The sequence below is a fragment of the Streptomyces sp. NPDC001744 genome, assembly GCF_042892575.1.
In the GTDB taxonomy this organism is placed as follows: domain Bacteria; phylum Actinomycetota; class Actinomycetes; order Streptomycetales; family Streptomycetaceae; genus Streptomyces.
This window is the reverse complement of sequence record NZ_JBIAUG010000008.1, coordinates 51,820-70,924: the sequence shown is the minus strand read 5'-3', so window position 1 is coordinate 70,924 and position 19,105 is coordinate 51,820. Positions and strand designations below refer to the sequence as shown.

Here is a 19,105-nt window from a genome sequence, read left to right as displayed (position 1 = left end):
GCGGGGGGTACGACGGGGGGCGGCGGCCCCGCGACCGGCGGCGCGGCGAGGGGTACGACGGGGGGCGGCGGCCCCGCGACCGGCGGCGCGGCGAGGGGCACCGCTCCCGCGACCGGTGGCGGCGGCGCGCGCGAGTACCGCGTGGAGGAGCTGGCGGCGGCGGCCGGCATCACGGTGCGCACCCTGCGCTTCTACCGCGAGCGCGGCCTGATCCCGCCGCCCCGCCGCGAGGGCCGGATCGCCTGGTACGACGAACAGCACCTGGCCCGGCTGCGGACCATCGCCGCCCTCCTGGAGCGCGGCCACACCCTCAACGGCATCGCCGACCTCACCAGCGCCTTCGAGAGCGGCCGGAACGTCCGCGAGGTCCTCGCCCTGGACACCCCCAGCGAGGAGGAGCCGGTCCGGCTCACCCCCGAGGAGCTGGCGGACCACTTCGCGGGCGAGGTCACCCCGGAGAACTTCGCCGCCGCCCTGGAGCTCGGCTACCTGGTGCCCGACGGCGAGGAGATCGTCCACGTCAGCCGCCGGCTCCTCGACGTCTCGGCCTCCCTCGTCCGGGAGGGCGTCCCGCTCGCGGAGGTCCTCGGAGCGGGCGCCCGGGTCCGCGAGCACGCCGAGGCGCTCGCGGACCTCTTCACCGGACTCCTGCGCGCCCACGCCGCCGAGGAGGACCTGTGGCGCCTGCGCCCGCTCGCCAAGAGCGTGGTGGAGGCGGAGCTGTCCCTGGCCCTGGACAGACGGCTGCGCGACAAGTCCTGAGCCGCCCCGGGCCTACGCCCCGTAGGCGACGGTGACGGGCGCGTGGTCGCTCCACCGCTCGGCATGGGTGGCCGCCCGCTCGACGTACGCCTTCACGGCCCTGGCGGCGAGTCCGGGGGTGGCGATCTGGTAGTCGATGCGCCAGCCGGCGTCGTTGTCGAAGGCGCGCCCCCGGTAGGACCACCAGGAGTAGGGCCCCTCCCGGTCGGGGTGGAGCGCCCGTACGACGTCCACGTACCCCCCGTCCTCCTCGTCGAGGACGCGGCTCAGCCACTCCCGCTCCTCGGGCAGGAAGCCGGCGTTCTTCTTGTTGGCCTTCCAGTTCTTGAGGTCGGCCTCGCGGTGGGCGATGTTCCAGTCGCCGCAGACGACGACCTCGCGCCCGTCGGCGGCGGCCCGGACCCTCAGCTCCTTCAGGTACGGCAGGAACTCGTCCATGAAGCGGTACTTCTCGTCCTGCCGCTCGGTCCCGGCCTCCCCGGAGGGCAGGTACAGGCTGGCGACGGTCACGCCGGGCAGGTCGGCCTCGACATACCGGCCGGCGCCGTCGAACTCGGCCGACCCGAAGCCGATCCGCACCGCGTCCGGCTCGCGCCGGGTGTAGAGGGAGACTCCGGCGCGCCCCTTGGCGGCGGCGGGCGCGTGCACGGCGAACCAGCCCTCGGGCGCCCGGACCTCCGGGGGCAGCTGGGCCTCCTCGGCGCGCACCTCCTGGAGGCAGAGGACGTCGGCGGAGGTCCCGGCCAGCCACTCGGCGAAGCCCTTCTTGGCGGCGGCGCGGAGGCCGTTGACATTCACGCTGGTGACGGTGAGCATCCCGGGAGAATACCGACAACCACCACTCGCACACACGTACGATGATGCGCATGAACATCCAGCCCACGCCCTATGACCACCCCGACGCCGTGAAGCTCAACGACGCGGTGCAGGCGGAGTACGCCCTCCGCTACGGCGACGAGGGCGACGTCACACCGCTGGACGCCACGATGTTCGTCCCGCCGCACGGCCTCTACCTGCTCGCCTACACCCCGGAGGGCAAGCCCGTCGCCACCGGCGGCTGGCGCACCCAGGACGAGAACGACCACGGCTACTCGGACGGCGACGCCGAGCTGAAGCGCATGTACGTGGTCCCGGAGGCGCGCGGCCTGGGCCTGGCCCGCCGCATCCTCGCGGCCCTCGAAGCCGACGCCCGCGCCGCCGGCCGCGTCCGCATGGTCCTGGAGACCGGCGACGCCCAGCCGGAGGCCGTGGCCCTCTACACCTCCAGCGGCTACGAGCCCTGCGCCAAGTTCGGCCACTACCGCGACTACGAGAACAGCCTCTGCTACGCCAAGCCGCTGGTCTGACGGGCCGTCCGCCCCCACCGGGGCGGGTGGCTTCCCGACGGGCGAGGGCCGGGCGCCCGGCCCTCGCCCGTGGCGGGGACCGCGGGCACCGTTCCCGGACGGTCCCGGAAACGCGGGAGTCCCGTCCGGTCCTGCGACCGGACGGGACTCTCACCCGGTTCGGAGCGCAGGACCGGACGAAGTCCGCCCCACGTCCGGCGAACCCCCGCCCGGGTGATCGGGTTCGGGACGCCGCTCGAAGCCGGAAGACCAAGGACGATCTCAGCCTCGAAGGAACTCGACGAGCTTCGGCGCGAGTTTCCCGGGCACCATGACCACCGCTCCGTGATGGAGGCCCTGGAGCGTGTGGTGGTCGGCGCCGGGCAGCACCTCCGGGACACGACGTTCACCTGCGCCACCGTACGAATCCGCCGACCACCCGCCTCTTTGAACCAGTACGGTCTCGCGCCTGCTGCCCGCCGACGGCGGTTTTGACGCCGGAATTCTCCTGTGGCTCACCGTCGTTTACGCCTCACAACCGTCGTGATTCCGCATGAGCGGCCGGCCGACCACGACGACCGGGCGGAGGCCGGCCCCGATGACGACCTGGTGATGGACGCAGTATCGGTAGCTCTTCACCCACTCGGCCACGATGTGCCACCGGACGAGCACCAGGGCGCCGTCGACGATCAGCACCGTGACCACACCCGTCACACGGTGATCTTCTCGGTGTCGGATCGGGAAGCGAAGCTCACCTCGCCTCTCCGTCTGCCGTGAGACGGTGATGCCACCAGGTGTCGGCACGACACTGCCGACGCTCGGCGAAGGGGTCGGGCAGAGTGCGGTCGAGGTACGCGGCGTCCAAGTGGGCCACCCGGTGTTTCAGCTCGGCGCGGGCCCGGAAGGGCAGCTCTTGCAGAACTTCTTCGAGCACGTCACGGGCATGACGAACGTCGTCGAAGGAGCAGACGCGGCACGAGCAGTGCGCGTCCTGGGGATACAGGGGCCGCCGCCCCGGCGGATACAGGAACGCTTGAAAGCGCCGCAGTGCGCGAGCCGTGGCACCGGGGAAGACGTCGTAGTCGCCCGAGAGGCTCTCCACCCGGTGTATTGCCAGACTGGTACGGGCGGAGAGCCCGTGGATCCGACTCGGCGGCGGATCCTCCCCGGTGCGAGGACCATGGTGCCGGGCGCGCAGGGCGCCAGGCCGCCTACGCGGCATCGGCCCTTCGGTTCGCGGTCATGGCCGACATCCTGCCGGTCCCACGCCAGCGCGACCAGGGATTAACGGGTCAACCCTTGAGCGAAGCCCTCGCCGAGATCCTCGCCCGTCGCTCAACACGTTCCGAGGACGGCCAACGGCCGTGCCGTGGAGCACCCGATCGGGGCCTTCGCCGCCCACTTCGATCACGAGAGCGATGCCACACCATGGCGAGAGTGGCCCCGCGCGCATTGGCCCGGCCTCCTCGACGGCCTGCCCCCGTCGCTCGCGCACTATCCGGCGGCACCGGAGTTCCAGTTCGACGAGTTCTTCGACGCGATGGGCTGCGTGTGGCGCGAGAAGAATGCCGAGGCGTGGCAGTGCGGTCGCGTCACGTTCGACGACGAGTCGGACGGGAGCGACTGGCTGTTCGCCCTTCTCACCGACGGCAGCACGGACGCGTACGCCGGCTTTGCCGAGGACTGCTTCGAGCGGACCATCGACCATGACGCCGTAGCGGCCGTCCTGTCCGGGGCGCCGCTGAGCCACGGGACGGTGGCCTCGTTGTCCTCCACGGCCGACTTCGAAACGGTGGCTGCGCAGGCCCGCGCGCTGGGCTGTGCCGTCCAGGATCGGCCCGCACTCTGATCCCGTGGAGATCACCCCCCACGCCACGGTTGGCGTCCGGCCATTCATCGCTGTTCCGCATGACGGGCATGGAGCCGACGGGCTCGAACCGGATCTGGATCTGCGGGTCGTCGCTGCGGAAGAACTCTTCGACGCGGGTTGAGCGGGCGGGGCGGGAGAAGCGGTCCGTCATGCCCCCGCGCTCGAACCACCCCGCACCCCAGGCCCGGCCCCGCTCGGACATCACCTCGAACACACCGTACAAACGCCGAGATCCCGTCCGGCCTTTCGGCTGAACGGGATCTCGTGACGATTCTCAAGAGCTACTTGAGAACTGTCGTCTGTGGACCTGTGGGGATTTGAACCCCAGACCCCCTCGATGCGAACGAGGTGCGCTACCAGACTGCGCCACAGGCCCTTGCGACGTGTGAAACATTAGCATCCCGGTGGGGGAGAACAAAAATCGCTTCCGCCGCAGGTCAGTCGAGGGCGCCACGGAGGCCGGACCGGTCCCGGCGGGACACCCCGGGACGGGGGCGGGGAGGGCCGGGAAACCGCCCGTCGAGCGGCACCGCCGCCCTGTCGCGCGCGGAACCGGGGGCCGGCGGGACGCGAGCCGGGGGCGGGGCTCGAAGCGGTCCGCTGCGCCGGTGCCCGGTCCCGCCCGTGGGAGGACCCCCGGCGTCACTCGTTGGCGGCCCGGGGGCGGTCGTCGTCGTCCGCGTACTGGTCGAAGAGGGGGGTGCGGCCCTGGTCGCGGCCCCGGCGGGGCGGGGCGGCGCGGCGGCGGGGGGCCGGGGAGGGGGTGGGAGCCGGGTCGGCCGCCGTGGAGGAGCGGGCCGCGCTCCAGGTCTCCGGGTCCGTGATGTCGACGCCGCTCGTGGCGCGCGGGGCGACCGGGGCGGTGACGTACGTGGGGAGCGGGACCGGGACCGGGTCCCAGCTGTCGCCGCGGGCCGGGCCGCGCTCGCGCTGCTGGTCCACCCACTCCGCGTGGTCGGTCTGCTCGACCAGGGCGCGCCGGTCGGCCTCCTGCGGGGAGACCGCCGGGGCCGTCGCGGGCGTCGTCCCGGCCTCCGGCGCGGGCGTCGGGGCGGGGCGGCGGCTCTCGCGCAGCCGGGCGGCCGCCGCTTCGGCGCGGCGCCGGTCCATCACGTACACGAAGCGCCGCCGCTCCTGGGTCCGCAGGTGGACGATGTACGCGCTGAGCAGCAGGGCGGGGACCGCCGGGACCCACAGGAAGGGGACCCCGCCGACCGCCGCGACGACCGCGCCGAGCGTGAAGGCGAGGAAGAGGACGATCGTGGTCCGGCGGCGCCGGGCGAGGACCTTGCCCCGGCGGGCGCGCTCGGCGGCCTCGGGGGTGGGGCGGGCCGGGGCGGGCGCGGGGGCCGGTTCCGGGAGTTCCAGGCGCGCCTCGGTCCTGGTCGCGGGCGCGGAAAAGGCCCGGACGTCGACCGAGCTCAGATGCTCGGTCACCGCGTCCGGGTCCACGTCGGGCGTCGGACCCTCCGCCGTACGGTCCCGCTCCTTCAGCTCCTTGGCGTACCGGCGCTCCATGCCCGCCCGTCCGGAAAGCAGCCGGATGGCGGTGCTGAAGCGTTCCGTCGGACGGGCTTCGTTCAGCTCGTCCTGCCTGCGGAGCCACATCGGCACCAAGTAGGCGGCCCAGGCCCCGACGATGACTGCGTAGATGAGGCCGCTGCTGCTCACGATTCACACGGTAGAGGGGTTCACGCCAAGGCATCGGCCAATTGGCCCGGTGTGTCGCACGATCTGGCTGATATCACTGAAATTTTTTGTGATTGTTCGGGGCGACGGTCCGTCACATGCCGATTTAATTCGAACACTTATTTCATTCTTGTGGAACGCCATCTTCTCAGCAGTCCTTCCGGGACCTCTTCCGCGGTCAGCGCGAACACCAGGTGGTCCCGCCACGCGCCGTCGATGTGGAGATAACGGGGCCGCAGCCCCTCCTCGCGGAAGCCGAGCTTCTCCACGACCCGGCGCGACGGCCCGTTCTCGGGCCGGATGCACACCTCCACGCGGTGCATCCCGACCGTGCGGAAGCAGTGGTCGACGGCGAGCGCGACCGCCGTCGGCATCACCCCGCGCCCGGCCACCGCGCTGTCCACCCAGTACCCCACGTGTCCCGAACACATGGAGCCCCAGGTGATGCCCGCCACCGTCAGCTGGCCGACGAGCTGCCCCCGGTACTCGATCACGAACGGCAGCATCCGGCCCGCGTTCGCCTCCGACCGCAGGTGGCGCACCATCTGACGGTAGGTCGGGCGGCGGGCGGGCGGGCTCCCCGGGGGCGGCGGCGGAACCGTCGCCTCCCACGGCCGCAGCCACTCGCGGTTGCGCCGGTTCACCTCGCGCCAGACCGCGTGGTCCCGCATCCTTATCGGGCGCAGGACGACGTCGCCGTCGGCGAGGACCACGGGCCAGGACGGGGTCACGACGGTCTCGGGTGGTCGCCGCCGCGGATCTGGTCGAGGGCGTGCCGGAGCAGCGGCTCCAGGACGGCCAGACCGTCCCGCACCCCGCCCGTGGACCCGGGGAGGTTGACGATCAGGGTGGCGCCGGCGACTCCGGCGAGGCCCCGGGAGAGCGCCGCCGTCGGCACCTTCTCCCGGCCGTACGCGCGGATCGCCTCCGGAATGCCCGGGATCTCCCGCTCCAGCACCCGGCGGGTCGCCTCCGGGGTCAGGTCGGTCGGGGAGATCCCCGTACCGCCGGTGGTGACGACCAGGTCGTACCCGGCCTCGACGGCCGCCCGGAGCGCCTCCTCGACGGGCTCCCCGTCCGGGACGACCCGCGGCCCCTCGACCGTGAACCGCAGGGCGGCCAGGGCCTCGGCGATCAGCGGACCGCCCCTGTCCTCGTACACCCCGGCCGCCGCCCGGTTGGAGGCGGTGACGACGAGCGCCGAGTAGGCGTCCACCGGGGTCTCCCCCGGCGCCGCGAACCCGGCGGGCTCCGGGTGCTCGCGCGTCCCCGTCACCCGGCCGGCGCGCGTCACGACTCGCCCCGCGTCCAGTGGCCCGACCGGCCGCCCGTCTTCTCCTCCACCCGCACGTCGGAGATGACCGCGCCCTTGTCGACCGCCTTCACCATGTCGACCACGGTCAGGGCCGCCACCGAGACCGCCGTCAGGGCCTCCATCTCGACGCCCGTGCGGTCCGTCGTCCGCACGGTCGCCAGGATCTCGACCGCGTCGTCCGCGACCGACAGGTCGAGCGTCACGCCCGAGAGGGCGAGCGGGTGGCAGAGCGGGACGAGGTCGGGGGTCTTCTTCGCGCCCATGATCCCGGCGATCCGGGCGGTCGCGAGCGCGTCGCCCTTCGGTACGCCCTCGCCGCGCAGCAGCTCGATCACGCGCGGCGAGACGAGGACCCGTCCGCTGGCGCGCGCCGTGCGGGCCGTGACCTCCTTCGCGGAGACGTCGACCATGCGGGCCGCCCCCGCCTCGTCGATGTGGGTGAGACCTTGCTGCGTGCTCATGGCCGTGACACTCCCGGTCGCTGTGTGGGACGACACCGTACCCCCACCCGTACTCCCTCAGCCGAGGAGGACCACCTCCAGCTCGGCGCCCGGTTCCACGCTCTCCGTCTCCTCCGGGACCACGATCAGGCAGTCCGCGTGCGCGAGGGCCGCGACCAGGTGGGAGCCGGCGCCGCCCACGGGGGTGACGGCGCCGGTGTCCCGGTCGTACGCGCCCCGCAGGAACTGGCGGCGGCCCGCCGGGGACCTCAGCGTCCCGTCCGCGTCGAGGACCGCCCGCACCCGGGGCCGGTGGAGGTCCTCGAAGCCCATCAGGGCGCGGATCGCGGGGCGGGCGAACAGCTCGAAGGAGACGTACGAGGAGACCGGGTTCCCCGGCAGGGCGAGCAGCGGGATCCGCTCGGCGCCGATCGCCCCGAACCCCTGCGGCTTGCCGGGCTGCATGGCCAGCCTGCGGAAGTCGACCTCGCCGTCCGCGGCCAGCGCCTCCTTCACCACGTCGTACGCGCCGACGCTCACCCCGCCCGTGGTCACGATCAGGTCCGCCCGGATGAGCTGGTCCTCGAGGGCGGCGCGCAGCGTCTCCGCGTCGTCGGCGACGGCCCCCACCCGGTAGGCGAGGGCGCCGGCGTCCCGCGCGGCGGCGGCGAGCGCGAAGCTGTTGGAGTCGTGGATCTGCCCCGGTCCCAGCGGTTCGCCGGGCTGGACCAGCTCGCTGCCGGTGGAGAGCACGACGACCCGGGCGCGGGGGCGGACCCGGACCGTGCCGCGTCCGATCGCGGCGAGGAGGCCGATCTGCGGCGGCCCGAGGACGGTGCCGGCCGCGAGGGCGAGCTCCCCCTTCCGGACGTCGCCGCCGCGCGCGCGGACGTGGGCGCGAGCCCCGGCCGCGCGGTGCACCCGGACCTCGCCGGACGCGCCGCCGGGGGCGGTGCTCGCGGCGCCCATGCCCGTCGCCGCGCCCCCGCCCGTACCGCCGTCGGTCCATTCGACGGGGACGACGGCCTCGGCGCCGGGCGGCAGCGGGGCGCCGGTCATGATCCGGGCCGCCTGGCCGGGGCCGACCTCGGGCAGGCCGCCCGCGCCGGCCGCGACGTCACCGATCACCGTGAGGACGGCGGGGAACTCCTCGGTGGCCCCGGCGACGTCGGCGACCCGGACCGCGTACCCGTCCATGGAACTGTTGTCGAAGGGCGGCAGCTCGACCGGCACCGTCACGTCCTCGACCAGGACGCAGCCCTGCGCGTCGAGGAGCTGCAGCTCGATGGGTTCGAGCGGGGAGACGGACGCGAGGATGTCGGCCAGGTGCTCGTCCACCGTCCACAGGCCGTCGGCCGGGCCCGCGCAGGGGTCCGCCGCGCCGCCCTTCCCCGGGCCGTCGTGCCCGTCGTGCCCGTCGTGCCCGTCGTGCCCGGTGCGGCCCCCGTGAGAGCCGTGGTCCCCGTGGTCCCCGGGTCCGTCGTGGGACGGCGGCGGTGCCGTGCTGCTGCTCAAGGCGCTACATCTCCTCGTTGACGTATCTCCGGAGCCAGGCCCGGAAGTCCGGTCCCAGATCCTCACGTTCGCACGCGAGTCTGACAATGGCACGCAGGTAGTCGCCCCGGTCGCCGGTGTCATAACGGCGCCCCTTGAACACGACGCCGTGCACCGGCCCGCCGGTCCTCCCGTCCGAGGCGAGTTCCTGGAGGGCGTCGGTCAGCTGGATCTCGCCGCCCCGCCCCGGCGGGGTCTCCCGCAGCACCCCGAAGACGGCCGGGTCGAGCACGTAGCGGCCGATGATCGCGTAGTTGCTGGGCGCCTCGCCCGGACCGGGCTTCTCCACCAGGTCCGTCACCTTCACCACGTCGGAGTCGGCCGTCGGCTCGACCGCCGCGCAGCCGTACTGGTGGATCTGCGAGGGCTCGACCTCCATCAGCGCGATCACGCTGCCGCCCTCCCGCTCCCGGACCTCCACCATCCGCGCGAGCAGCGGGTCGCGCGGGTCGATCAGGTCGTCGCCGAGGAGCACCGCGAAGGGCTGGTCCCCGACGTGCGGGGCGGCGCACAGCACGGCGTGACCGAGGCCCCTCGGGGCGCCCTGGCGCACGTAGTGCACGGTGGCCAGGTCGCTGGACTCCTGGACCTTGGAGAGGCGGTCGTCGTCGCCCTTCCGGCTGAGGGTCTCCTCCAGCTCGTAGTTCCGGTCGAAGTGGTCCTCCAGGGGACGCTTGTTCCGTCCGGTGATCATCAGCACGTCGGAGAGGCCGGCCGCGACGGCCTCCTCGACGACGTACTGGATGGCCGGCTTGTCGACGACCGGCAGCATCTCCTTCGGCGTCGCCTTGGTCGCCGGGAGGAAGCGGGTGCCGAGGCCGGCGGCCGGGATGACAGCCTTGCTGATCCGGCCGGACCCGGGGGGCGTGTGATTCATGCGATGCACACTAACGGCTCGGAATGGGAGAAAGATGTGGCTCCGATTAACTTCCTCCGCATAAAGGCAGTTAAGAGCGCTTCGTGAATTCACAGAGGACCGTCATGACACCGGAGATGTCCGAAAAAGCCGTACTGCGCGCGCGACTTCTGGCGGCCCGCGCCGCGCTGGACGCCGAGACCCTCGCGGAAACGGCCGCCTCCCTCGCCCGGAGCGGGCTGGAACTCGCCGAGCTGGCCGACGCGTCCACCGTCGCCGCCTACGTCTCCGTGGGCCGCGAGCCGGGCACGCGCGCGCTGCTCGACGCGCTCCGCGCGCGGGGGGTGCGGGTCCTGCTCCCGGTCCTGCTCCCCGACAACGACCTGGACTGGGCCGTGTACGAGGGTCCGGACCGGCTGGCGCGGGCGGGCCGGGGGCTCCTCGAACCGGTCGGGCCCCGGCTCGGCCCGGAGGCGGTGTGCGGGGCCGACGCCGTCCTGCTGCCGGGGCTCGCGGTCGACGCGCGCGGGATGCGGCTCGGACGGGGCGGCGGCTCGTACGACCGGGTCCTGGCCCGGCTGGCGCGGGCCGGGAAGGACCCGGCCCTGGTGGTGCTCCTCCACGCGGCGGAGGTGGTCGCCCGGGTCCCGGAGGAACCGCACGACCACCCCGTGCACGTGGTGGTGACCCCGGAAGGGGTCGTCCGCTTCCGTACCGCCGGTCCTACGGCCTGAGGGCCGGCACGTCCCTCACCGCCGGCCCTACGGCTTGAGGACCAGCGTGTCCTTCGTCGCCGCGTCCACGGCCGCCCTGCCGTAGGCCCAGTCGAGGAGTTCGCCCCTCGCCCACGCGTCGGTCTGGTCGGTGTAGTGGGTGTGGAAGGCGTGCCCGGAGGCGCCGGTCAGGTTGATCCACCGGGACTTGTCCCAGTCGCCGACGTTGACGACCATCCGCATCGACGGCACCCAGATGACCTCGTAGCCGCCGGCCGCGTTCCAGCCGGTGGCGTCGACGGCCGCCTCGCCGCCGCCCAGGTTCCACGGGCCGCGGTTGAGGAGCCGCTGCACGACGCCGGGTCCGGCGGTGCCGAGGGTCTGGTTCTTCAGGGTCAGCTGGTGCAGCCGGCCCCAGCTCCAGGTGGAGACGTCCTTGCCGAGCTTGGCGGTCAGCTCCCAGCGGGCGTCCTTCATGGCACGGGCGAGCAGCTGGTCGCGGGTCTCGGTGGCCGGGTCGGTGCGGTTGCCGGGGGTGGTCCACCACTCGCTCTTCTCCTGCTTGAGGAGCGGGCGGACCACCTCGTACCAGCGGTCGCCGCCGTCCGGCTGCGCCGAGTCGGGGTCGCGCTGGCCGCACTCGCGGACGAGCTTGTTCTGCTCGTCGACCGGTCCGGTGGCGTCGGCCGGGCGCACGCTGATGCAGTCGCCCTCGGGGCGCAGCTCCTTGGGCAGCTTGTTGCCGAAGGCGAGCCTGAGGACGTTGCGCCAGACCGCGTTGAAGTAGGCGGCGGCGGCCGAGTCGGGCTCCTGGGTGTAGTCCCAGCCCTCCAGGAGCTTCTGCGCCTCGCGGACGTGCGGGTCGGCGATGTCGATCTTGAGCAGGAGCGGGTTGAGCAGGGTCGCGATCTCGCTGCGGTTGTCCGTCTGCATGGTCCGCATGTCGTCCGGCGAGATCTTGCCGCCGTCCTTGGTCTTCGACTCGATGAGGTCGTTGATCCGCTGGCTGCGCGAGCCGTAGCCCCAGTCCTTGGTGAGCAGGTCGGGGTAGTTCTTCGGGTCGATCACGGCCTGGTTGGCGGTGACGATGTAGCCGCGCTCCGGGTTGTACTCGTAGGGCAGCTTCTCGAAGGGGATGTATCCCTTCCACTTGTACGAGGAGTCCCAGCCGGGCGCCGGGATCGTGCCGTCGCCCTTGGCGCGCCGCGGGATCGTGCCCGGCGACTGGTAGCCGATGTTGCCCTCGGTGTCGGCGTAGATCAGGTTCTGGGACGGGACCTCGAAGTTCCTGGCGGCGGCTCGGAAGGAGGGGAAGTCCTTGGCGCGGTCGATGGCGAAGATCGCGTCCATGGACCTGCCGGGCCGGAGGGCGGTCCACTGGAGGGAGACGCCGTAGCCGGTGCCGCGGTCGGGGGCGGTGTTGCCGACGGGGGCCTTCTGGCCGACCGTCTCCAGCTCGGAGGAGCGGTCGGAGACGAGAGGGCCGTGCCCGGTGGAACGGACGGTGATCTTCCGGTCCTTGCCCCCGGCGACCTTGATGACCTCCTCGCGGACCGTGAAGGGCTTGACCTTGCCGTCCACGAGGTAGCCGTCGGGGCCGATCTTCTCCAGGTAGAGGTCGGTGACGTCGGCGCCGAGGTTGGTGAGGCCCCAGGCGATCCTGTCGTTGTGTCCGATGATCACACCGGGCATGCCGGAGAAGGTGTACCCGGCGACGTCGTAGCGGCAGGTGGCCGAGACCGAGCGGCAGTGCAGGCCCATCTGGTACCAGAGGGACGGCAGCTGGGGCGCGAGGTGCGGGTCGTTGGCCAGCAGCGGCTTGCCGGAGGTCGTGTACTTCCCGGCGACGACCCAGGAGTTCGAGCCGATGCCGTTGCCGTTGGGGCCGAGCAGGGCGGGGATGCCGTCCAGGACCTCGGAGAGCGCGCCGAGCTGGGACGCCGTGCCCCGGGAGGAGTCGGTGGAGGCCGAGGAGGCTCCGGAACGGGAGGACCCGCCGGAACCGCCCGGGGTCTCGCCCGTGCTCACGTCGGCTCCCCCGGGCCCGAACGTCCCGGAGGAGCCGACCCCGCCCCGGTCCACGATCGGCTGGTGGAGCGCGTACGGGTACTCCGGGTAGAGCTGCTTGATCTGCGCCGGGGTCAGCCGGCTGGTGAGCAGCGAGCGGTCGATCTCGTCCTGCATGTTGCCGCGCAGGTCCCAGGCCATCGCCTTCAGCCAGGCCACCGAGTCGACCGGCGTCCACGGCTCGATCGCGTAGTCGTTGGTGAGGGCCAGGGCCGCGTACTCGACGGAGACGTCCTTCGGCGCCCGGTCCTTCAGGTAGGCGTTGACGCCCTCCGCGTACGCCTGGAGGTACTTCTTCGTCTCCGCCGACAGGACCGTGTCGTACTCCTGCTGCGCGACCCGGCGCCAGCCGAGCGTGCGCAGGAAGGAGTCCGTCTCGATCTGGCTCTCGCCGAACATCTCGGAGAGGCGGCCCGCGGTCACGTGCCGGCGGACGTCCATCTCGTAGAACCGGTCCTGCGCCTGGACGTAGCCCTGCGCGCGGAAGAGGTCCGTCTCGTTGTCGGCGTAGATCTGCGGGACCCCCTGCGCGTCCCGCTTCACCTCCACCTGGCCCGAGAGCCGGTCGAGGCGGATCTCGCCGACCGTCTGCGGGAACGAGGCCCGGACGGTGCTGACGCCCCAGTACCCGCCGCCGCAGACGACCGCGACCAGCGCGAGGACCAGGACGAGGAGGAGCAGGCGGGCGCGCCGCCCTTTCTTCTTGGCGGGGGGCGCTGTCGTGTGGGAGGGCATCGCTGTCCTTCGCGGGGCAGGGTGGTCCTGGAGTACGGGAGCCACCTTAGGCGCAGCGTCCGGGCGGTCTGGACGCGGTGCCAGGAAGAGAACCGTACTGGTGAGCGAGGAACGGGGGAGCGGGCGTCAAGAAAACGTTAAAGATTAGGTAAGGTAACGAAGTGTCGCCCGCTGGATGAACGGTCCAGCTGCATGTGAGGGGAAGGAACGGCCACTGACTGTCCACCAGCTCAACGAACTCCTGCTCGTCGGCTCGCTCGTGCTGCTGATCGCCGTCGCGGCCGTGCGGATCTCCTCCCGCAGCGGCCTCCCCAGCCTCCTGCTGTACCTGGGGATCGGCGTCGCCATGGGCCAGGACGGCATCGGCGACGTCGCCTTCGACAACGCCGAACTGACGCAGGTCATCGGCTACGCGGCCCTCGTCGTGATCCTCGCCGAGGGCGGCCTCGGCACGAAGTGGAAGGAGATCAGGCCGGCCCTGCCGGCCGCGGTCGTCCTCTCCACCCTCGGCGTCGCGGTCAGCGTCGGCATCACCGCCGCCGGCGCCCACTACCTCGTCGGCCTGGACTGGCGGCAGGCCCTGATCATCGGCGCCGTCGTCTCCTCCACCGACGCCGCCGCGGTCTTCTCCGTGCTGCGCAAGGTGCCCCTGCCCTCACGGGTCACCGGCGTCCTGGAGGCCGAGTCCGGCTTCAACGACGCCCCCGTCGTCATCCTCGTCGTCGCCTTCTCCACCACCGGACCGGTCGACCACTGGTACGTCCTCCTCGGCGAGATCGCCCTCGAACTCGCCATCGGCGCGGCCGTCGGCCTCGCGGTCGGCTTCGCCGGCGCCTACGGGCTGCGGCACGTCGCCCTGCCCGCCTCCGGCCTCTACCCGATCGCCGTCATGGCCATCGCCGTCGCCGCGTACGCCGCCGGCTCCATGGCGCACGGCTCCGGCTTCCTCGCCGTCTACCTGGCCTCGATGGTCCTCGGCAACGCCAAGCTGCCGCACGCGCCCGCGAACCGGGGCTTCGCCGAGGGGCTCGGCTGGATCGCCCAGATCGGGATGTTCGTCCTGCTCGGCCTGCTCGTCACCCCGCACGAGCTCGTCAACGACTTCTGGCCCGCCGTCGTCATCGGCCTGGTCCTGACGATGGTCGCGCGGCCCATGGAGGTCCTGGTCGGCCTGCTGCCGTTCCGCATCCCCTGGCAGGAGCAGGCCCTCATGTCCTGGGCCGGCCTGCGCGGGGCCGTCCCCATCATCCTCGCCACCATCCCGATGGTGGCGGGCATCGAGGGCAGCGAGCGGATCTTCAACATCGTCTTCGTCCTCGTCGTCGTCTACACCCTCATCCAGGGCCCGACGCTGCCCTGGCTGGCGAAGGCGCTCAGGCTCGGGAGCTCCGCGGAGGCCGCCGACCTCGGCGTCGAGTCCGCCCCCCTGGAGCGGCTGCGCGGCCACCTGCTCTCCGTCGCCGTCCCGGAGGGCTCCCGGATGCACGGCGTGGAGGTCGCGGAACTGCGCCTCCCGGCCGGAGCGGCGGTCACCCTCGTCGTACGGGACGGCAAGAGCTTCGTGCCGGGACCCGCGACCGTCCTGCGGCACGGCGACGAGCTCCTGGTCGTGGCCACCGATCCGGTACGGGACGCCGCGGAGCGGCGCCTGCGGGCGGTCGGCCAGGGCGGCAAGCTCGCGGGCTGGCTGGGGACGGGCGGCTCGACGGCGCTCGGCCCGGCTCCGGCCACGGCCCTGCGGTTCCACCTGCCGGGACGGTCCGAAGGGACGGAGGAACCGGACGGAGCGGAGAAGGAACAGCGGGCCGGGCACGCCGGGCACGCCGGGCGGTCCGGTCGCGACGGGCGATCCGAGCACGCCGGGCGGTCCGGTCGCGACCGGCGGCAGAAGGGGACGGCCGGCTGATGCCAGGCGTCCGTCCGGGGACGGGGGCGCTTTCCCAGACGGGAGGGCGCTCCTCCCTGTATCATGAAGGCACACCTGATCGAACCAACTCTGCCTGACGCAGAGCTGGCGCGACCGTATGGCGGCCGTGGCGCCCCCTCCACCGTGGGGCCGGCCCGGTATCTACCGCAGTTCCGCGCATGAGGACAGCTCTCGGCGACACCCGCACCACCCGTGCACGGGACGCGCTACCAGGCGGCGGAAAGGCAAGGACCGTGGCGTCCACGGTCGACACGGACAAGGCCGGCAAGGGCCGCGTCCCCACGGACGGGGCCGACACCGGCCGGGTCCGCACGGACGGGCGGCCCGGTTACGGGCAGCTGCTGCGCACCCCCGGCGCGCTGTCCTTCCTGCTGCCCGGCTTCGCCGCCCGGCAGCCCTTCGCGATGCTGACCATCGGCATCGTGCTGCTCGTCCAGCACACCACCGGCTCCTTCGGCAGCGCCGGCGCGGTGGCCGCCGCCACCGGCGTCTCCATGGCGCTCTTCGCGCCGCAGAGCGGCAAGCTCGCCGACCGCTTCGGCCAGCGCGCCGTCCTGATCCCCGGCGTCCTCGTCCACACCGCCTCCGTCTCCGTGCTCGTGGCCCTCGCCCTGGCGGGCGCCCCGCTCTGGGCACTGTTCCTGGCCGCCGTGCCCTCCGGCGCCTCGGTGCCCCAGGTCGGCCCGATGGTCCGGGCCCGCTGGGCGGCCAAACTGGACGGCACCCCACTGATGCCGACGGCCGCGGCCTTCGAGTCCGTGACGGACGAGTTCACCTTCGTCGTCGGCCCCGTCCTCACCACCGCCCTGTGCACCGGCGTCCACCCGGCCGCCGGGCTGATCGCCGAGGCGTCCCTGACCCTGGTCGGCGGCCTGTTCTTCGCGGCGCAGCGGGCCACCCAGCCCGCGTTCGGCGCGGCGGGCGCCCACGCCTCCGAGCCCCGCCGCCCGGCGCTCTCCGTGCCCGGCGTCCGCGTCCTGATCGTCGCCTTCCTCGGCATCGGCTCCGTCTTCGGCGGCATGCAGGTCTCCCTCACCGCCTTCAGCGAGGAGATCGGCAACCCGGGCGCCAACGGCCTGCTGTACGGGGTCTTCGCCGCCGGCAACATGCTCGCGGGCATCGCCATGGGCGCCGTCGCCTGGAAGACCGGCCCCCGCCGCCGCCTGATCCTGGGCTACACCGGCCTCACCGCCGCGGCCTCCCTGCTGTGGTCCGTGCACTCGGTGCTGCTCCTCGGCGCCCTGGGCCTGGTCGTGGGCCTGTGCATCGCCCCCGCCCTGATCACCGGCTACACCATCGTCGAGACGCTGATCCCGGCCTCCGCCCGCACCGAGGCGTTCACCTGGCTCACCGGCGCCGTCGCGCTGGGGCAGGCCGCGGCCGTCACGGTCGCCGGGCGTCTCGCCGACGCCCAGGGCGCCAGTGCCGGATTCCTGGTGCCGCTGGGCGGCACGGCACTGGCCCTGATCACGCTGGTCGCGCTGCGGTCGCGGCTGAAGCCGCGCGAGCCGGGCCGGGTCACCGCACGTGGTGTCGGTCACCGCGAGCCGGTGTCGGTGGACTGAACCCACGGAATGCGTCACTATGGATCGTCGTTAGCACTCGATGAGTGTGAGTGCCAGGAGGAAGTCACGTGCCGACCTACCAGTACCAGTGCACCGAGTGCGGCGAAGGCCTCGAGGCGGTGCAGAAGTTCACCGATGACGCGCTGACCGAGTGCCCCAGCTGCCAGGGCCGCCTGAAGAAGGTGTTCTCGGCCGTCGGCATCGTCTTCAAGGGTTCCGGCTTCTACCGGAACGACAGCCGCGGCTCGTCGTCCAGCAGCTCGCCGGCCCCGTCGAAGCCGTCGACCGCCGCGTCCTCGTCCGCTTCGTCGTCGGACGCGAAGCCGGCCGCCTCGTCGTCCTCTTCCTCCTCCTCGACGTCCTCGTCGAGCACCGGAAGCTCAGCCGCCTGATCCGGCCGCGGACGCCGTCCGCACGTTCTTCACCGAGGGCCCCGTCGCATGCGACGGGGCCCTCGGTGTGTACGGGTGTGCCGGTGGGGGTGCGCCGTGCGGGGCTGCTCGCGCGGTTTTCGCTCGTGCGGGTGAGGGAGTTTTCCACAGGCGCTCGGTGATCCCCAGGCCGGAGCGGGGTGGGGTGGGGACGGGGAGAGTGGAAGCCGCTTCCGTTGCCGACCAGGACAGGCGGTGTCCCGCGATGACCACGAACGATCCGACCCTTTTCCCCGGCGCTCCTGCCGTTTCCGGCACTCTCGGCGCGCTCGGGGGTTCCAGCGCCCTCAGGGGTTCCAGCGCTTTCGGTGGTTCCGGTGCCTCCGCCGTTGCCGGCACCTCCGGCACCCCCGCCGTCCCCTCCGTCTCCGGTGCCTCCGTGCCGGCGCCGTGTGTGGTGCCGGCCTTCGAGCCGTTGCGGGTCCGGGGCGCGCGGCACCGGTTGCGCCGGGCACTCCGGAGGGGGCGGCGGGAGTCGGTGGTGCTGCTGGCGCTGATGGCGACGGCGCTGGCCGTGGCGGGGTCGGGGCTGCCGGGGCCACCGGGGACGGGTTCGCCGGAAACGGGGTCCGGACCGGGGCGGTCCTCCGGGGCGAGGACCCCGGCCGCCGCGCGCGCCCGGCCGGCGGCCGCTCCCCCGGTGTCCGCCCCGGTACGAATCGCCGACGCCGCGACCGTACGACTGCTGAGGCCCGGTGACCGGGTCGACGTGATCGCCGCGCCCCACGCGCAGTGGGGCGAGGAGGGCGAGGCACGGGTGATCGCGACGGACGCCCGGGTGGCCGAGGTGCCGCTCCCGGACGAGTCCCGCCCGGACGGAGGGGCGCTCGTGGTCCTGTCCGTGCCCCGGGCGACGGCGGCGGCCCTCGCGGGCGCCGGCGTCACGTCCCGGCTGGCGGTGACGGTGTGCTGATTCGCACGCACACCCTGGCGGGTAACCGTCTCGTGTGTACCGATTGGACGCTCCCGTGCCCCACACGGCCTAATGACTGCGCACGCAGCACACGTGACGAAAACGGAAGGCACCTCGGTGGCCGAGAAGAAGGAAAGTTTGCTGGGAGGCTTCAAGGCCTTTCTGATGCGCGGCAACGTGATCGACCTGGCGGTGGCGGTCGTCGTCGGTGCCGCCTTCACGAACATCGTGAACTCCGTGGTCAAGGGCGTCATCAACCCGGTCGTGGGTGCCTTCGGCACGAAGGACCTGGAGAGCTACTCGTCCTGCCTCAAGAGTCCCTGCAAGATGGTCGACGGCGAGATGCAGGGCATCCAGATCCAGTGGGGTCTCGTCCTCAGCGCGGTGCTGAGCTTCCTGATCACCGCGGCCGTCGTCTACTTCCTGATGGTCCTGCCGATGGCGAAGATCCTCGCGAAGCGCGCCGCGCACGACAAGGCGAAGGAAGGCGTCCAGGAGACCATGGAGATCAGCGAGCTGGAGGTCCTCAAGGAGATCCGCGACCACCTGGTCGCCCAGGGCGGTCCCCCGTCGGGTCCGGGAGCGGGGACGGGCCGCGGTCCCGGCTCCGGTGGTGGCACGGGTCCGGGGGGAACGGGGGCGCACTCCACCTTCTGACCGGCGCGGTACGCCGGGTTCAGAGGTGGTGCGGCGGCTTCTCGTCGAGGAAGCGCGCGAGGTCGGCGGCGCTGTCACCGCCGGCCGGAGGCCGCTCGCCCCACCCGCGGTCCGTGTCGTCCGCGGACTGCCGGTCCAGCGGATCGTCGAAGACGATGACCGGCTTCGGCCTGTCCTCGGAACGGGAAGGCGTACCGGATCGCTCCGTGTCTCGCGGGCCGTGGGCGGGGGCGGTGCTCATCCCTCCAGGGTACGCCCGCTCTCCGTACCCGTCCCGTCCCGGACC

General features: G+C 72.8%; 21 protein-coding genes and 1 tRNA gene. 10 read left to right on the top strand and 12 right to left on the bottom strand.

Annotation, left to right across the window (positions count from 1 at the left end; genetic code table 11):
- Positions 1-141: 141 nt before the first annotated feature.
- Positions 142-762, top strand: coding sequence for a MerR family transcriptional regulator (locus tag ACFYZY_RS12245; protein ID WP_388692883.1), 621 nt, complete (start codon positions 142-144; stop codon positions 760-762).
- Positions 763-774: 12 nt separating this feature from the next.
- On the opposite strand, the gene ACFYZY_RS12240 is transcribed toward ACFYZY_RS12245, so the two are convergent.
- Positions 775-1,578 (bottom strand): exodeoxyribonuclease III, encoded by an 804-nt coding sequence (locus ACFYZY_RS12240; protein ID WP_388692597.1) that lies wholly within the window; start codon positions 1,576-1,578, stop codon positions 775-777.
- Positions 1,579-1,628: 50 nt separating this feature from the next.
- Here ACFYZY_RS12240 and ACFYZY_RS12235 point away from each other — a divergent pair, with 50 nt between their 5' ends.
- On the top strand, positions 1,629-2,108 hold the full coding sequence (locus ACFYZY_RS12235; protein WP_388692596.1) for a GNAT family N-acetyltransferase: 480 nt from the start codon (positions 1,629-1,631) through the stop codon (positions 2,106-2,108).
- A 504-nt stretch (positions 2,109-2,612) separates the two neighbouring features.
- Here the strand turns inward: ACFYZY_RS12235 and ACFYZY_RS12230 are convergent.
- Together ACFYZY_RS12230 and ACFYZY_RS12225 are read right to left on the bottom strand one after the other, a co-directional pair.
- Positions 2,613-2,801: a hypothetical protein gene (locus tag ACFYZY_RS12230; protein ID WP_388692594.1), complete on the bottom strand. Its 189-nt coding sequence runs from the start codon at positions 2,799-2,801 to the stop codon at positions 2,613-2,615.
- A gap of 37 nt (positions 2,802-2,838) precedes the next feature.
- Positions 2,839-3,189, bottom strand: coding sequence for a hypothetical protein (locus ACFYZY_RS12225; RefSeq protein ID WP_388692593.1), 351 nt, complete (start codon positions 3,187-3,189; stop codon positions 2,839-2,841).
- Positions 3,190-3,456: 267 nt separating this feature from the next.
- Between ACFYZY_RS12225 and ACFYZY_RS12220 the strand changes: the two genes are divergently transcribed.
- A complete protein-coding gene (locus ACFYZY_RS12220) occupies positions 3,457-3,936 on the top strand; it encodes a hypothetical protein (RefSeq protein WP_388692591.1) in 480 nt (159 codons plus the stop codon).
- A 4-nt stretch (positions 3,937-3,940) separates the two neighbouring features.
- Positions 3,941-4,078: a hypothetical protein gene (locus tag ACFYZY_RS12215; RefSeq protein ID WP_388692589.1), complete on the top strand. Its 138-nt coding sequence runs from the start codon at positions 3,941-3,943 to the stop codon at positions 4,076-4,078.
- 181 nt (positions 4,079-4,259) lie between these two features.
- Here the strand turns inward: ACFYZY_RS12215 and ACFYZY_RS12210 are convergent.
- The 7 genes from ACFYZY_RS12210 to galU all read right to left on the bottom strand — a co-directional run bounded on the left by ACFYZY_RS12210 (position 4,260) and on the right by galU (position 9,832).
- A tRNA-Ala gene (locus ACFYZY_RS12210) sits at positions 4,260-4,333 on the bottom strand.
- Positions 4,334-4,599: 266 nt separating this feature from the next.
- Positions 4,600-5,628, bottom strand: coding sequence for a gephyrin-like molybdotransferase receptor GlpR (gene glpR, locus ACFYZY_RS12205; RefSeq protein WP_388692587.1), 1,029 nt, complete (start codon positions 5,626-5,628; stop codon positions 4,600-4,602).
- Between the two features lie 137 nt (positions 5,629-5,765).
- A complete protein-coding gene (locus ACFYZY_RS12200) occupies positions 5,766-6,377 on the bottom strand; it encodes a GNAT family N-acetyltransferase (protein ID WP_388692585.1) in 612 nt (203 codons plus the stop codon).
- Complete coding sequence (locus ACFYZY_RS12195) at positions 6,374-6,862, bottom strand: molybdenum cofactor biosynthesis protein B (RefSeq protein WP_388692881.1); 489 nt, start codon at positions 6,860-6,862, stop codon at positions 6,374-6,376. Before ACFYZY_RS12195 ends, ACFYZY_RS12200 begins: the two co-directional genes overlap by 4 nt.
- A 74-nt stretch (positions 6,863-6,936) precedes the next feature.
- Positions 6,937-7,422 carry a cyclic pyranopterin monophosphate synthase MoaC gene (gene moaC, locus ACFYZY_RS12190; protein ID WP_388692583.1) on the bottom strand — a complete coding sequence of 162 codons (486 nt, stop codon included), beginning with the start codon at positions 7,420-7,422 and terminating at the stop codon, positions 6,937-6,939.
- Positions 7,423-7,479: 57 nt separating this feature from the next.
- Positions 7,480-8,748, bottom strand: a complete 1,269-nt coding sequence (gene glp, locus ACFYZY_RS12185; protein WP_388692879.1) for a gephyrin-like molybdotransferase Glp — start codon at positions 8,746-8,748, stop codon at positions 7,480-7,482.
- Positions 8,749-8,920: 172 nt separating this feature from the next.
- Complete coding sequence (gene galU / locus ACFYZY_RS12180) at positions 8,921-9,832, bottom strand: UTP--glucose-1-phosphate uridylyltransferase GalU (protein WP_388692581.1); 912 nt, start codon at positions 9,830-9,832, stop codon at positions 8,921-8,923.
- 104 nt (positions 9,833-9,936) lie between these two features.
- On the opposite strand from galU, the gene ACFYZY_RS12175 reads away from it, so the two are divergent.
- Positions 9,937-10,545, top strand: coding sequence for a 5-formyltetrahydrofolate cyclo-ligase (locus ACFYZY_RS12175; protein WP_388692579.1), 609 nt, complete (start codon positions 9,937-9,939; stop codon positions 10,543-10,545).
- 27 nt (positions 10,546-10,572) lie between these two features.
- On the opposite strand, the gene ACFYZY_RS12170 is transcribed toward ACFYZY_RS12175, so the two are convergent.
- Positions 10,573-13,326 carry a penicillin acylase family protein gene (locus ACFYZY_RS12170; protein ID WP_388692577.1) on the bottom strand — a complete coding sequence of 918 codons (2,754 nt, stop codon included), beginning with the start codon at positions 13,324-13,326 and terminating at the stop codon, positions 10,573-10,575.
- 175 nt (positions 13,327-13,501) lie between these two features.
- Here ACFYZY_RS12170 and ACFYZY_RS12165 point away from each other — a divergent pair, with 175 nt between their 5' ends.
- The 5 genes from ACFYZY_RS12165 to mscL all read left to right on the top strand — a co-directional run bounded on the left by ACFYZY_RS12165 (position 13,502) and on the right by mscL (position 18,819).
- Positions 13,502-15,232 (top strand): potassium/proton antiporter, encoded by a 1,731-nt coding sequence (locus ACFYZY_RS12165; protein ID WP_388692575.1) that lies wholly within the window; start codon positions 13,502-13,504, stop codon positions 15,230-15,232.
- Positions 15,233-15,591: 359 nt separating this feature from the next.
- Positions 15,592-16,818, top strand: coding sequence for an MFS transporter (locus tag ACFYZY_RS12160; RefSeq protein ID WP_388692877.1), 1,227 nt, complete (start codon positions 15,592-15,594; stop codon positions 16,816-16,818).
- Positions 16,819-16,886: 68 nt separating this feature from the next.
- Positions 16,887-17,210 (top strand): FmdB family zinc ribbon protein, encoded by a 324-nt coding sequence (locus ACFYZY_RS12155; RefSeq protein ID WP_388692573.1) that lies wholly within the window; start codon positions 16,887-16,889, stop codon positions 17,208-17,210.
- A gap of 679 nt (positions 17,211-17,889) precedes the next feature.
- Positions 17,890-18,162 (top strand): hypothetical protein, encoded by a 273-nt coding sequence (locus ACFYZY_RS12150; protein ID WP_388692572.1) that lies wholly within the window; start codon positions 17,890-17,892, stop codon positions 18,160-18,162.
- 117 nt (positions 18,163-18,279) lie between these two features.
- Positions 18,280-18,819 (top strand): large conductance mechanosensitive channel protein MscL, encoded by a 540-nt coding sequence (mscL, locus tag ACFYZY_RS12145; protein ID WP_388692875.1) that lies wholly within the window; start codon positions 18,280-18,282, stop codon positions 18,817-18,819.
- Between the two features lie 19 nt (positions 18,820-18,838).
- Here mscL and ACFYZY_RS12140 read toward each other — a convergent pair whose 3' ends face one another.
- Positions 18,839-19,060: a hypothetical protein gene (locus ACFYZY_RS12140; RefSeq protein ID WP_388692571.1), complete on the bottom strand. Its 222-nt coding sequence runs from the start codon at positions 19,058-19,060 to the stop codon at positions 18,839-18,841.
- Positions 19,061-19,105 lie beyond the last annotated feature (45 nt).